13 protein-coding genes are annotated in these 12,373 nt (G+C 72.8%); 10 read left to right on the top strand and 3 right to left on the bottom strand.

From position 1 onward, the window contains the following. The first annotated feature begins 176 nt into the window (after positions 1–176). The 5 genes from ACIQFY_RS15895 to ACIQFY_RS15875 all read left to right on the top strand — a co-directional run bounded on the left by ACIQFY_RS15895 (position 177) and on the right by ACIQFY_RS15875 (position 5,477). The gene (locus ACIQFY_RS15895) at positions 177–1,136 is read left to right on the top strand and encodes an ABC transporter permease (RefSeq protein ID WP_209684403.1); all 960 of its coding nucleotides are present in this window, start codon (positions 177–179) and stop codon (positions 1,134–1,136) included. Beyond that, positions 1,133–2,026 (top strand): ABC transporter permease, encoded by an 894-nt coding sequence (locus ACIQFY_RS15890; protein WP_209684402.1) that lies wholly within the window; start codon positions 1,133–1,135, stop codon positions 2,024–2,026. The genes ACIQFY_RS15895 and ACIQFY_RS15890 overlap by 4 nt, the downstream gene beginning before the upstream one ends. Next, on the top strand, positions 2,027–3,703 hold the full coding sequence (locus tag ACIQFY_RS15885; RefSeq protein WP_209684400.1) for an ABC transporter ATP-binding protein: 1,677 nt from the start codon (positions 2,027–2,029) through the stop codon (positions 3,701–3,703). It abuts the gene before it with no gap. Then, entirely contained in the window at positions 3,700–4,626 is a 927-nt protein-coding gene (locus ACIQFY_RS15880; RefSeq protein WP_209684398.1) for an ROK family protein, read from the top strand. Before ACIQFY_RS15885 ends, ACIQFY_RS15880 begins: the two co-directional genes overlap by 4 nt. Positions 4,627–4,745: 119 nt before the next feature. Beyond that, positions 4,746–5,477, top strand: coding sequence for a trypsin-like serine protease (locus ACIQFY_RS15875; RefSeq protein ID WP_251154252.1), 732 nt, complete (start codon positions 4,746–4,748; stop codon positions 5,475–5,477). Between the two features lie 99 nt (positions 5,478–5,576). On the opposite strand, the gene ACIQFY_RS15870 is transcribed toward ACIQFY_RS15875, so the two are convergent. Further along, on the bottom strand, positions 5,577–6,395 hold the full coding sequence (locus tag ACIQFY_RS15870) for an SDR family oxidoreductase (RefSeq protein WP_400340891.1): 819 nt from the start codon (positions 6,393–6,395) through the stop codon (positions 5,577–5,579). A gap of 129 nt (positions 6,396–6,524) precedes the next feature. Here ACIQFY_RS15870 and ACIQFY_RS15865 point away from each other — a divergent pair, with 129 nt between their 5' ends. Then, positions 6,525–7,412 (top strand): SDR family oxidoreductase, encoded by an 888-nt coding sequence (locus ACIQFY_RS15865; protein ID WP_066651561.1) that lies wholly within the window; start codon positions 6,525–6,527, stop codon positions 7,410–7,412. A gap of 69 nt (positions 7,413–7,481) precedes the next feature. On the opposite strand, the gene ACIQFY_RS15860 is transcribed toward ACIQFY_RS15865, so the two are convergent. Next, positions 7,482–7,838 carry a VOC family protein gene (locus ACIQFY_RS15860; protein WP_326497208.1) on the bottom strand — a complete coding sequence of 119 codons (357 nt, stop codon included), beginning with the start codon at positions 7,836–7,838 and terminating at the stop codon, positions 7,482–7,484. A gap of 126 nt (positions 7,839–7,964) precedes the next feature. Here ACIQFY_RS15860 and ACIQFY_RS15855 point away from each other — a divergent pair, with 126 nt between their 5' ends. Together ACIQFY_RS15855 and ACIQFY_RS15850 are read left to right on the top strand one after the other, a co-directional pair. After that, positions 7,965–8,273: a Dabb family protein gene (locus tag ACIQFY_RS15855; protein WP_081984546.1), complete on the top strand. Its 309-nt coding sequence runs from the start codon at positions 7,965–7,967 to the stop codon at positions 8,271–8,273. 106 nt (positions 8,274–8,379) lie between these two features. After that, positions 8,380–9,105, top strand: a complete 726-nt coding sequence (locus tag ACIQFY_RS15850; protein WP_326497209.1) for a phosphatase PAP2 family protein — start codon at positions 8,380–8,382, stop codon at positions 9,103–9,105. Positions 9,106–9,157: 52 nt separating this feature from the next. On the opposite strand, the gene ACIQFY_RS15845 is transcribed toward ACIQFY_RS15850, so the two are convergent. After that, complete coding sequence (locus tag ACIQFY_RS15845; RefSeq protein ID WP_400340888.1) at positions 9,158–10,393, bottom strand: multidrug effflux MFS transporter; 1,236 nt, start codon at positions 10,391–10,393, stop codon at positions 9,158–9,160. 46 nt (positions 10,394–10,439) lie between these two features. On the opposite strand from ACIQFY_RS15845, the gene ACIQFY_RS15840 reads away from it, so the two are divergent. Continuing rightward, positions 10,440–10,880 carry a MarR family winged helix-turn-helix transcriptional regulator gene (locus ACIQFY_RS15840; RefSeq protein WP_066651571.1) on the top strand — a complete coding sequence of 147 codons (441 nt, stop codon included), beginning with the start codon at positions 10,440–10,442 and terminating at the stop codon, positions 10,878–10,880. Between the two features lie 217 nt (positions 10,881–11,097). Beyond that, positions 11,098–12,336, top strand: coding sequence for an MFS transporter (locus ACIQFY_RS15835; protein ID WP_326497211.1), 1,239 nt, complete (start codon positions 11,098–11,100; stop codon positions 12,334–12,336). Positions 12,337–12,373 lie beyond the last annotated feature (37 nt).

The following is a 12,373-nucleotide window of genomic DNA, read 5'->3' as shown; positions in this document are numbered from 1 at the left end:
CCCCGCACCGGCGCCGGGGCGCCCGTGGGGGGGGCGGGCCCCCGGGGGGGGGCCCCCGGGGGGGGGGGGGGGCGGGCGGGGGGCCCCCCCCCCCGGGGGGGGGGGGGGGGGGGGCCCCCCCCCCCCCCCCCCCGCCTCCAGACCGGCTCAGCAACCACCCGAACGAGGGAAGCCGCATGACCACAGCTCTCTACCTCACCAGGCGCGTCCTGCAGGCGCTCGCCGTGATCCTCATCGTCACCGTCGTCGTGTTCTGCCTCCTGCACGCCCTGCCGGGCGGTCCCGCCCGCGGTGTGCTCGGTGTCTCCGCGACACCCGCGCAGATCGCCACCTTCAACCAGGCGCAGGGGCTCGACCAGCCGCTGCCGGTGCAGTACGTCCGGTTCCTCGGGCGGCTGCTCTCCGGGGACCTCGGCATCTCCTACACGCTCAACGAGCCCGTCGGGCAGCTCATCGTCGAGCGCCTGCCGAAGACGCTCGTGCTCACCGGACTGTCCGCCGTGCTCGGACTCCTCGTCGCGATCCCGATCGGGATGCTGCAGGCCGCTCGCCGCAACGGCGCGGTCGACTACGCGGCGACCGCGCTGGCGTTCGTCTTCTACTCGACGCCGGCGTTCTTCCTGGGGCTCGTCCTCATCATCGTGTTCAGCCAGCAGCTGCCGTGGCTGCCGTCGCAGGCACCGAGCGGCACCACCCTGGCCGAGGTGTTCCAGGACCCGGCGGGCCTCGTCCTGCCCGTCCTGACCGGAGCCCTCGCGATGATCGCCGTGTTCAGTCGGTACATGCGGGCGGCGACGCTCGAGAACCTGCAGGAGGACTACGTGCGCACCGCGCGGGCCGGGGGAGCGTCGACCGCGGCGATCCTCCGGCGGCACGTGTTCCGGAACTCGCTCACCCCGGTGGTGGCGATGCTCGGCTACTACCTGCCGGTGCTCTTCGGCGGCGCACTCGTCACGGAGCAACTCTTCAACTACCCGGGCATGGGCCTGCTGTTCTGGAACGCGGCCCAGTCCTCGGACTACCCGACGTTGCTCGGCTGCGTGCTCGTCATCTCCATCGCGACCGTCGTGGGCACCCTGCTCGCCGACGTCGCGCAGTCCCTCATCGACCCGCGAGTGAAGGCGAGCCGCGCATGACCGCCGTCCAGATCGCGCCGGAGGCCCCCGGCGCCCCCGCGACCGTCGCCGCGACGGGCTGGCGTCTCGCCGTCCGTCGCTTCCGGCACAACACCCTGGCGGTCATCGGCCTCGCCGTGATCGTCGTCATCGTGCTGTTCTGCTTCGTCGGGCCGTTCGTGTACCCGACCGACCAGGTGCACACGCAACTGTCCGAGGCGAACCTCGGCCCGAGTGCCGCGCACCTCCTCGGCACCGACGCCGTCGGGCACGACGTCCTCGGTCGGCTGATGTACGGCGGCAAGGTGTCGCTGATGGTCGGCATCGCGGCCGGTGTCCTGGCGACCGTCGTCGGCACCCTGTGGGGCTCGGTCGCCGGCTACCTCGGTGGTTGGGTCGACGCCGTGATGATGCGCGTCGTCGACGCGGGCATCGCGATCCCCGCCCTGTTCATCCTGCTCGTCATCTCGGCGATCACCACCCCGGGGGTCGCCGGGCTCATCGTGATCCTCGGGCTCGTGTCGTGGCTCGTGCCCTCGCGGCTGATCCGTGCGGAGACGCTGACGCTGAAGAACCGCGACTACCTCCTGACCCTCCGTGCGATCGGCGGGTCCCACGCTCGCGCGATCGGGAAGCACCTGCTGCCGAACTCGGTCTCGACGATCGTGGTCGCTGCGACGTTCCAGGTCGCCGATGCGATCCTGCTCGTGGCCTACGTGTCGTACCTCGGCCTCGGGGTGCAGCCGCCCGCGACCGACTGGGGCGGCATGCTCTCGGCGGGACTCACCGCCGCGTACTCGGGCCGCTGGTGGTTGATCGTGCCACCGGGACTCGCCGTGATCCTCGTCGTCTGCGCGTTCAACGCCGTGGGTGACGGGCTCCGTGATGCCTTCGACGTGAGGGGCCGCTAGATGTCCGTCCTGACCACCACCGACCTCGGGGTCGTGTTCACCACGGAGACCGGTCCCGTCGACGCGGTCCGCGGCGTCTCCCTGCACGTCGACCCGGGGGAGACCCTCGCCCTCGTCGGTGAGTCCGGGTCGGGCAAGTCGACCGTGGCGCTCGCCGCGATGGGGCTGCTCTCCGGCAACGCGACGGCCCGGGGGAGCGCGGTCGTCGACGGCCACGAGGTCGTCGGGGCGACGGAGTCGTCCCTGCGCGGGCTGCGGGGCAACACCGTGTCGATGGTGTTCCAGGAACCGGCGACCGCCCTCGACCCGCTCACGCGCGTCGGCGCGCAGATCGCCGAGGTCATCCGGAACCACCGGTCGGTCTCCGCCGCCGAGGCCGCCGAGGCCGCCGTCGACCTGCTCGACCGCGTCGGCATCCCTTCGCCCGAGACCCGCGCGAAGGCCTTCCCGTTCCAGCTCTCCGGCGGACAGCGCCAGCGCGTCGTCATCGCGATGGCGATCGCCAACGAGCCGGCGCTCCTCATCGCCGACGAGCCGACGACCGCGCTCGACGTCACCGTGCAGGCAGAGATCCTCGAGCTGCTGCGCCGACTGGCGGCCGACTCGGGGACCGGTGTCCTGCTCGTCACGCACAACATGGGTGTCGTCGCGGACTTCGCCGACCGCGTGGCCGTGATGCTGCAGGGTGAGGTGGTCGAGACCGGGGGTGTCGAGGACGTCCTGCTCCGCCCCAGGCACGACTACACGAAGCGCCTCCTCGCGGCGGTCCCACGGCTCCGGGTCGCGGACACGCCGCTCCCTCCGGTCAACACGCGGTCGGCGGCCGTCGGCGCGGCGACGGAGGATCGGGCGCCGGTGGTCGACCTGCGGGACGTCTCCGTCGTCTTCGGCCGCGGCGCGCGGGCCGTCCCCGCCCTGCGCGGCATCGACGTCGCGGTGCACGCCGGCGAGACGGTCGGGCTCGTGGGCGAGTCCGGATCGGGCAAGTCCACCGCCGCCCGGGTCGCGCTCGGCCTGGTCCGGCCCACCGGTGGGAGCGTGCGGCTGTTCGACGAGGACCTCCGGCGCGTCCGCGGGGGATCGCGGCGACGACTCCGGGCGGGCATCGGCGTGGTCCTGCAGGACCCGGTGGCGTCGCTCGACGCCCGGATGTCGGTCGGCGAGTGCATCGCCGAACCCCTGGCCGTGCACCGACGCGGAACGTCGGCCGCTGAGCGTCGTCGTCGCGTGGACGAGGTGCTCGACGCCGTCCGCCTGCCGCGCGCCCTGGCCGGTCGGGCTCCCCGCGAGCTCTCCGGCGGGCAGCGCCAGCGGGTCTCGCTCGCCCGGGCACTCGTGCTCGAACCCCGGCTGCTGGTCGCCGACGAGCCGACCAGCGCCCTCGACGTCAGCGTGCAGGAGGCGGTGCTCGAGGTCCTCACCGACCTCCAGCGCGACCTCGGCTTCGCCTGCCTGTTCGTCTCCCACGACCTGGCCGTGGTGCAGCACTTCGCGCAGCGCGTCGTCGTGATGCGGCAGGGGGTGGTCGTGGAGCAGGGGACGACGGGGGAGACCCTCGTGCACCCGCAGACCGACTACACCAGGCGGCTCCTCGCGGCGGTCCCGGTGCCGGACCCGGTCGTGCAGCGCCGTCGGCGGACGGAACGGTCGGCGACCCTGTCGGCGGTCGACGCGTGAGCGCGGTGATCGCAGGGATCGACGTCGGGGGCACGAACACCAAGGTCGTCCTCACCGACGCCGACCTCGTCGTCGTCGACCGCGTCGACCTCCCGACGCCCGCGCACGAAGGCGGCGCGGCGATCGTCGGTTCGGCCCTCGACGCCGTGGCGGGACTGCTCGACCGGCACGACGCCGAGCTCGTCGGTGTCGGCGTCGGGGCCGCCGGTGTCGTCGACGCAGGGAGCGGGACGGTCCTGGTCACCGCGAACTCGTTCACCGGGTGGGCTGGCTACCGGGTCACCGAAGCGATCACCGCGGCCGTGGGGGTGCCCGCCACGCTCGACAACGACGTGAACGCCTTCCTGCTCGGCGAGGTCGCCACCGGTGCGGTCGAGGGGGAGACCGACGTGCTGGGCATGACCCTGGGCACCGGTGTCGGCGGCGCCCTCGTGCTCGGCGGGGAACTCTTCGCAGGGCCTCGTGGTGCCGCCGGGGAGATCGGCCACGTCCCCGGTTTCGGCGACGCACCGTGCACCTGCGGGCAGTCCGGGCACCTGGAGACGGTGGCCGGCGCACGCGGCATCGCCGACCGGTACGCCGAACGCTCCGGCCGTCGGGTGTCGGCGCGCGACGTGGCCGATGCCGCACGCTCCGGAGACGCTGACGCGGTCGAGGTGTTCCGGACCGCGGGGTGGGGCGTCGCCCGCGCGGCGCTGCTCGCGGCCGGGATCCTCGACGTGACCACGGTGGTCGTCGGTGGCGGCATCGCACGGTCCTGGGACCTCCTCGGACCCGCTGTGGCAGCGGCGATCACGGCGGAGCCCCCGGTCAGCGGTGCCGCGGTCCGGTTCGCGCACTCGGCCCTCGGTGCGGACGCGGTCGCCCTCGGCGCGGCTGCCCGGGTCCGAGCGCGCCTGTTCGAGGACGCCCCTGCACGCTGACCCTCAGCGCCCGAACCCGTGTCGGTGGAAGTGCGGACTGGCGCGGCCCCCGGACGAGGGTCAGGATGACCGCAGTTGCATCCTGCAACGGTGCAGGAGCCAGGAACAGAGGAGTCCCCGTGAAGCACACCCTCGCAGCGGCGTTCGCCGCCGTGGCCGTCGTCGCCGGCGGCGTGTTCGCCGCCACCCCCGCCTCCGCGCTGCCCGCGGGCACCGAGGTCGTCGGCGGCGAGAAGGCACCCACCACCACCTGGGCCGTCCAGCTCGAGGCGTCCGGCGGCACCATCCCGTCCGGGTACGTCAGCAACTGCACCGGCGAGCAGATCAACGCCTCGTGGATCGTCACCGCCCGCCACTGCATCGACGGCATCGGCGCGATGAACGTCTACCACTCGAACTCCACCACGAACCGCGGCACCGCCGTCGCGATCGACCGCGTCAGCGCCGCGCCGGCCGGGGACATCGCGCTCGTGCACCTGCGCAGCACCTACGCGCTGTCGACCTACGCCCCCCTCGACCTGACCGCCGCGGCGAAGTCGAGCGGGACCGGCGTGATCCAGGGCTACGGCCTGCGGGCGAACGCGCAGCAGTCGGACGCGCTGTACCAGGCGACCGTGTCGCTCACGGGTGCGACGCGCGACGCCTACAGCGGCAAGGCGCAGCACGTCACCGGCGTCACCGGCGCATCGAACCACGGCGACTCCGGCGGCCCGCTCCTGGTCAACGGCAAGGTCGTCGCGGTGTGCTCCACCGGCGACAGCGCCGACCCCGGTGCGGACACGACGGCCGGGTCGAACTACGCACTGCTGTCGCAGTCGTCCTCGTGGATCCGGTCGACGGCGGGCGTCTGACCGACGCGACCCACCGACGGACGGGAGGCTCCCCACCAGCTGGTGGGGAACCTCCCGTCCGACACGTGGTGACGTCGGCGACGTCGGCGACGTGGGCGCTCAGGCGCCGTGCGCCTCCTCGGCGACCGGCTGCCACTCGCGCCACGTCGCGAGCCGCGACTCGTAGTCCTGCTCGGCGATGCCGAGCGGCGCCTTGCCGAAGAAGACCCGCAGCGGCGGCTGCTCGGCGTCGACGACCTTGAGGATCGCCGAGCGGGTCGCCTCGGGCTTGCCCGGGTCCGATGCGGACGGACGCTTCGAGGCGGCCTCGCGGACGTCCGCGTAGGCGTCGAGCTCCTCGCTGTGCTTCGAGGACGGACCGGACCAGTCGGTCGAGAAGCCGCCCGGCTCGACGAGGGTGACGGAGATGCCGAACCCCGCGACCTCCTGCGACAGGGACTGGGACAGGCCCTCGAGCGCCCACTTCGACGCGTGGTACGCGCCGACCGTCGGGAACGCGCTGATGCCGCCGATGCTCGAGACCTGCACGATGTGGCCCGAGCCCTGCTCGCGCATGATCGGCAGCGCCGCCTGCGTGACCCAGAGCGCGCCGAAGAAGTTCGTCTCGAGCTGCGCGCGGACCTCGTCCTCGGTGAGCTCCTCGACCATGCCGAAGTGGCCGAAGCCCGCGTTGTTCACGACGACGTCGAGCCGTCCGAAGTGCTCCGCGGCCTGCTGCACCGCAGCGGTGTCGGCGGCCTTGTCGGTGACGTCGAGCCGGATCGCCAGGAAGGTGTCCGGGTACTGCTCGACGAGTACCTGCACGTCGTCGGTGTCCCGGGCAGTGCCCGCGACGGAGTCCCCGCGCTCCAGGGCGGCCTCCGCCCACTCGCGGCCGAAGCCCTTCGATGCTCCGGTGATGAACCAGGTCTTGGCCATTCGCTGCCTCCAGTTGCTGATCGGGTGACCGCGAGCAGGCAACGCCCGTCGCCCGGGCGCGACCTGGGTGCCCGGGTGACAGGTGGCCGACTGGACCGGCACGGAGCAGCTCGCGAGCACCATGGCCCCATGAGCCAGTACGAGAAGCGCGACCCGAACTCCCTCTACCCGAAGCCGCCGTTCCCGAAGCAGGAGCAGTCGCTGCCGGGTGCCGCGTGGAAGATGGACCCGGAGCCCGACCACGGCGAGCAGAGCTACGTCGGCAAGGAACGGCTCACCGGCTTCCGCGGCATCGTGACCGGTGCCGACTCCGGCATCGGCCGTGCCGCCGCCATCGCGATGTCCCGTGAGGGTGCCGACCTCGTCCTCTCCTACCTGCCCGACGAGCAGGAGGACGCCGAGCAGGTCCGCGACCTCCTGGAGTCCGAGGGCCGCAAGGCCGTCCTCGTCCCCGGGGACATCTCCGACGAGCAGTACTGCAAGGACCTCGTGCAGAAGGCGGTCGACGAGCTCGGCGGGCTCGACACCCTCGTCATGGTCGCCGGTCGCATGGACAGCAACGACGACATCCTGTCGCTGACCACCGAGCACTTCGACTCGACGTTCAAGACGAACATCTACTCGCTGTTCTGGCTGACGCAGGCCGCAGTGCCGCACCTCGAGCCCGGCTCGACGATCGTCACGACCGGATCGATCCAGGCAGCGACCCCGTCGCCCGACAAGATCGACTACGCGATCTCGAAGAGCGCGGTCAAGACCTTCACCGAGGCCGTCGCGCAGCAGCTCGCCCCGAAGGGCATCCGTGTCAACTCGGTCGCGCCGGGTCCGGTGTGGACGCCGCTGCAGCCCGGGTCCGACGACGCCGAGACGGTGTCGCACTTCGGCGAGCAGTCGCCGTTCGGCCGCCCCGGCCAGCCGGCCGAGCTCGGAGCCGCGTACGTGCACCTCGTCAGCCCGGAGTCGAGCTACCAGTCCGGCTCGACCATCACGATCGCCGGCGGGACGCCCGCGTTCTAGACGGCGCTGTATGAGGACGGGAGGCGCGGTGCCAGCTGGCACCGCGCCTCCCGTCTGCGGGTCGTCGCGTCAGCCCTGCGGCGGCGAGTACAGCTGCAGGTCGTTGCCCTCGCTGTCCTTGAAGGGCACGATCTTGCCCCACGGGTGCTCGCTGACGTCACCCGCGAACTCGACGCCCTTCGACCGCAGGTCGGCGACCTCATCCTCGATGCTGCCGTCCGGCTGGAACGAGACGACCGCGCCGCCGCCGCTCGACGGGCCCGCCGACTCCCGACCGTTCAGGCCGATGCGCAGGCCGTGCGCGTCGATCTCGCTCCAGTCGTCGTCCTCGCTCGCGACCGTCAGGCCGAGCGCGTCACGGTAGAACGCGACCGCGCGCTGCATGTCACTGACCGGTACCCAGACCGCTGCCACTCCGCTTGCCATGGTGTTCCTCTCGTCGTGCCGTCTCGTACCCGGCCGACGGTAGGTCGCGTGGTTGCGTGCGGACACAGGCGGGGTGGTGTCCCAGTGCTCGGGTGGCAGTGTGGGCCGTGACGACGGGAGCAGGGCATGGCTGGTGTGACGCACGTGGTGCTGGTGCAGTGGGACGCAGCGCGGGACGGGGTCGGCGAGCACGCCGTCCAGGCGGATGCGCTCTGCCGTGACCACCTGCCCCGCATCGACGGGGTGGAGTCGGTGCACTCCGGGCCGAGCATCAGCACCGAGGGCCTCGAGGGCGGGTTCGACTGGATGCTCACCGTGCGCTTCCGTGACCGCGAGGCGCTCGCCGGGTACCTGCCGCACCCGGAGCACCGTCCGGTCGCCGACCACATCGGCGCCGGCAGCAGCCGCGTCGTCGTGTTCGACGTCGAGGACTGAGCCGGGGACGTCCTCCGCCGGGCCACGAGCGTCAGGCTGAGCGGTCTCTGATCTGCGCGGGCCGCGCGTGCCGGGCACGAGCGGCTCTCCCTGGGACGATGGGCGGATGAGCACCGAGCCCGAGCGCCGCCGCAGGAGGGCCGACGTCGTCGGCATCCTCGAGCCGAACCCCCACCCGCTGGCGACCGTCACGATCGGCATCGGGGCCGTGGTCGTGCTGACGGTGATCGGGTTCTTCCTCGGTTCGGTGGACGCGGGGCTCGCGAAGGCGTTCAACACGCTGCACACCGGCGCGCTCGGTACGTTCACGACGGCGGTCTACCACGTCATCAGCCCGGTGCCGGCGATCGCGATCACGTTCGTCGTCGCTGGTGTCATCTGGTGGCGGGCACGGGACCTCCGTCCGGCCCTGGGCTTCGGCATGACGATCGCGATCACGTGGCTGCCGTCCGCCGTCGTCAAGGAGATCGTCCACCGCGCCCGGCCCGACGTGGCACTGCTGCCGCACCCGTTCCCCGTCCAGCCCGACCCCGGGTACCCGAGCGGGCACACGGTCTACATCACGGCGTTCGTGATCGCGCTCGTGTGGGTCGTCCGCGAGACGCGGTGGCACCAGGTCGCCCGGGTCGCCGGTGTCGTGGCGATCGTGGTCGTGTTCCTGTCGGTCTCGATCGACGCCGTGCACTACCCGACGGACGCGGCGGCCTCGATCCTCTGGGCGCTCGCGGTCGCGCCGGCGGCCCGGGTCGTGTGGGTCGACTGGGCGATGCCCCGCATCCCGTTCCTCCGCCCGCGTGAGGGTGCCGCGGTACCGCTCGGGCGCCGCCACTGAGCGGCGCACGGCCCCGCGGCCCCGCGCCGCTACGCCCGGCTACGCTGCGCTGCTACGCCCGGCTGCGCCGCGCCGCCACGAGCGCGACGACGGCGACCACGGCGGCCGCGAGCATGACGACCGCGAGCGGCGCCGCCGTGTCCTCGCCCCCGATGCTCACGAGCGGCGACACGAGCGCCGCGAGCCCGAACTGCAGGGCGCCGAGCACGGCCGAGGCGCTGCCGGCGACCCCGGGGACCGCGCTGAGCGCCAGCGCCGTCGCGTTCCCGAGCACGAGGCCGAGCGACCCGACCGCCGTGAAGAGCGGCACCGCGAGCCAGAGGACGGGTGCCCCGGTCACGACGAGCAGCGCGAACGCCACGGTGGACGCCACCACGAGGGCGATGCCGAGCGTCAGGACGCCCTCGACCGAGCGGGTCGCGGTGAGCTTCGCCGACAGGATGCTCACGCCCATCAGCGCGAGTGCGTTCAGACCGAAGGCGAGCCCGTAGCCGACGGTGTCGAGCCCGAGCATGCCCTGGTACAGGAATGGTGACGCCGAGATGTACGCCATCATCACCGCGAACGCGAAGCCGAAGACCGCCGTGTACCCGACGAAGGTGCGCGATCGCAGCGCTCGCAGCGGGGAACCGGACGCCACGCGCTCGGCCCGGAGCGCGTCACGCCGCGAGCGCAGGTGCGTCTCCCGCACGACGGCGAGCACGGCGACGAGCATCAGCACCGACAGGCCGAGCACGATCGTCAGCAGTCCGCGCCACCCGATCGGTCCGGTGAGCAGACCGCCGAGGAGCGGTGCCACCACGGGCGCGACCCCGCCGACGATCATCATGAGCGAGAAGGCGCGGGCGGCGGGCTTGCCGGTCGCCAGGTCGGAGATCACGGCGCGGCCGATCACCATGCCGGCCGCCCCGCCGAGTCCCTGCAGCAGCCGGGCGACGACGAGCACCGCCACGTTCGGCGCGAGCACCGCTGCGGCGCTCGCGAGGACGCAGAGCGCGGCGCCGGCGAGGAGCGGGGGCACGCGGCCGAAACGGTCCGACAGCGGCCCGAACACGAGCTGCCCCGCGGTCACACCGACCAGGAACGCCGTCAGGGTGAGCTGCACGGTCGTCGCCGAGGCGGACAGCTCCGTGGTCATCCGCGGGAACGCCGGCAGGTAGAGGTCGGTCGCGAAGGGCGCGACCGCGCTGAGCAGGCCGAGCACGAGCAGCAGGGGAGTCGTGATGCCCGTGGGGCGGGTGGAGGGCGTCGCCGTGGTGGCGCGGATGGATCCGGTGTCCGTCGTCATGGTTATGAAACCATAACTCATCGTCGCTGGACGGTACAGTGACGACATGGCACCAGCGGTCTCCGACGACGCCCTCGCCGAGTTCGCCGACGTCGTCCTGCGCATCGGTCGCGAGGTCGACCCGCACGGCCCGCACGCGCTCGACATCGTCCCGCTGACCGGCACCGAGGCGCTCGTGATGCGCTGGGTGCACCGGAACCCGGGTGCGTCCCCGAGTGCCGTGGCCGACGCCACGGCGCTGCAGCGCAGCAACTGCAGCGTCGCGCTCCGCTCGCTCGTCGCGAAGGGCATGGTCGAGCGCCGCACCGACCCGGGCGACGCCCGGACCGTGCAGCTGCACCCCACCGCCCTCGCCCACGACAGCATCGCGCGGTTGCACGCGCACTGGGCGGGCCGGCTCCGCGCCGCCCTCGGTGGCGACGACAGCGGCCTCGGCGCCGCGGCTGACCTGCTGGCACGCATCGACGACGGCCTGCGACGCGGCTGACGACGGCCGGGAGGCGCGTGGCGGCCCCGCCACGCGCCTCCCGGCCGACCCGTGGCAGGTCCCGACCCCGCGTGCCGTCCGGACGGGCTTGGTACCCTGGAGGGACACAACAGCAAGCAGTGTGTATCTACCGGCCGTCGGCCCCACCGACGGACAGCGGCGGCACCCGATGGGCCCGCCGCCGGATCAGGCCGGGCCCCAGAAGGCACACCCCCTCATGCTCCAACCTCGACGCTCCGACGCGTCCCTCGTCTCCCTCGCCGGTCGGTGGTACTTCCCGATCGCGTTCATCGCCCGTCTGCCCTTCGCGATGATGGTCGTCGGTGTCCTCACCCTCGTCGTCGCGTCCCGTGACTCCGTCGCTCTCGGCGGCATCAACTCCGCCTTCGTCGGGATCGGCTCGGCGATCTTCGGGCCGCTCGTCGGTGCCGCAGCCGACCGCTTCGGCCAGCGGGCCGTCCTCGTCCCCGTCGGACTCGCGAACGCCGTCCTGCTCGGCGTCCTGCCGATCGTGGTCGCGAGCACCGCGCCCGACCTCGCGGTCCTGGCGATGTCGTTCCTGATCGGGGCGACCGCACCGCAGGTCGCCCCGATGTCCCGCACGCGACTCGTGGCGATCATCCGCCAGCGCATGTCCCCGGCACGCCGCGACAAGGTCTTCAGCGGCACGATGGCGTACGAGTCGGCCGCGGACGAGACCGTCTTCATCGTCGGACCGTTCCTGGTCGGCCTGCTCGCGAGCACGATCGCGCCGTGGGTGGCCGTCGCCGGTGCATCGGTACTGACCTTCGTCTTCGTCACCGCCTTCGCGCTGCACCCGACCGGCGCCCTCGTCGTCGGTGGGCCGGCACAGGAGACGCGCGCCCCGGCCCGGCAGCTGCTCCGTCCGCGACTCCTCGTGGTCGTCGTCGGGATCCTCGGCATCGGCCTCTTCTTCGGGTCGACGCTGACCTCGCTGACGGCCTTCACGGAACAGCAGGGCGAGGCGTCCCAGGCCGGCCTGCTGTACGGCGTGATGGGGATCGGATCCGCCGCACTCGCACTCGGATCGGCGGCGTTCCCACAGCGGTTCGGTGTCACCTGGCGCTGGCTCGTGTTCGGGGTCGTGCTGCTGGGCGGCGCGATCGCCTTCAGCCGGGCGGACTCCGTCGTGGCGGTCGTCCTCGTGCTCGGTGTCATGGGCATCGGCATCGGCCCGACGCTCGTCGCGCAGTACAGCCTGGGATCGGACCGGTCGCCCGTCGGCCGTTCGGCGACCACGATGACGATCCTCGGCTCGGCGGTCATCGTCGGACAGTCGGTCGCGTCGGCCGTGGTCGGCGAGGTCGCCGAGCGTGCGGGCACCGGTGCCGCGATGGCGTTCCCCGCGTACGCTGCCGCGCTGGTCGTCGTCGCCGCCGTGGCGGACCTCCTGCTCGCCCGCCGCGAGGGCGCTCCGGCGGCCGCGACCGCCTGACCCGGTCGCCGCGCGCCGTCGGTCGCCGCTCGGTGCA

It is taken from the genome of Curtobacterium sp. NPDC092190, assembly GCF_044755625.1.
Lineage (GTDB): Bacteria > Actinomycetota > Actinomycetes > Actinomycetales > Microbacteriaceae > Curtobacterium.
This window is presented reverse-complemented; position numbering and strand designations above follow the sequence as displayed.

Bases quoted from the DNA above. Each gene is read 5' to 3' on its own strand.
- ACIQFY_RS15870 (WP_400340891.1), bottom strand. From the start codon at position 6,395: ATGGCCAAGACCTGGTTCATCACCGGAGCATCGAAGGGCTTCGGCCGC.
- ACIQFY_RS15860 (WP_326497208.1), bottom strand. From the start codon at position 7,838: ATGGCAAGCGGAGTGGCAGCGGTCTGGGTACCGGTCAGTGACATGCAG.
- ACIQFY_RS15840 (WP_066651571.1), top strand. From the start codon at position 10,440: ATGGCACCAGCGGTCTCCGACGACGCCCTCGCCGAGTTCGCCGACGTC.
- ACIQFY_RS15835 (WP_326497211.1), top strand. From the start codon at position 11,098: ATGCTCCAACCTCGACGCTCCGACGCGTCCCTCGTCTCCCTCGCCGGT.
- ACIQFY_RS15845 (WP_400340888.1), bottom strand. From the start codon at position 10,393: ATGACGACGGACACCGGATCCATCCGCGCCACCACGGCGACGCCCTCC.
- ACIQFY_RS15885 (WP_209684400.1), top strand. From the start codon at position 2,027: ATGTCCGTCCTGACCACCACCGACCTCGGGGTCGTGTTCACCACGGAG.
- ACIQFY_RS15855 (WP_081984546.1), top strand. From the start codon at position 7,965: ATGGCTGGTGTGACGCACGTGGTGCTGGTGCAGTGGGACGCAGCGCGG.
- ACIQFY_RS15850 (WP_326497209.1), top strand. From the start codon at position 8,380: ATGAGCACCGAGCCCGAGCGCCGCCGCAGGAGGGCCGACGTCGTCGGC.
- ACIQFY_RS15890 (WP_209684402.1), top strand. From the start codon at position 1,133: ATGACCGCCGTCCAGATCGCGCCGGAGGCCCCCGGCGCCCCCGCGACC.
- ACIQFY_RS15865 (WP_066651561.1), top strand. From the start codon at position 6,525: ATGAGCCAGTACGAGAAGCGCGACCCGAACTCCCTCTACCCGAAGCCG.
- ACIQFY_RS15895 (WP_209684403.1), top strand. From the start codon at position 177: ATGACCACAGCTCTCTACCTCACCAGGCGCGTCCTGCAGGCGCTCGCC.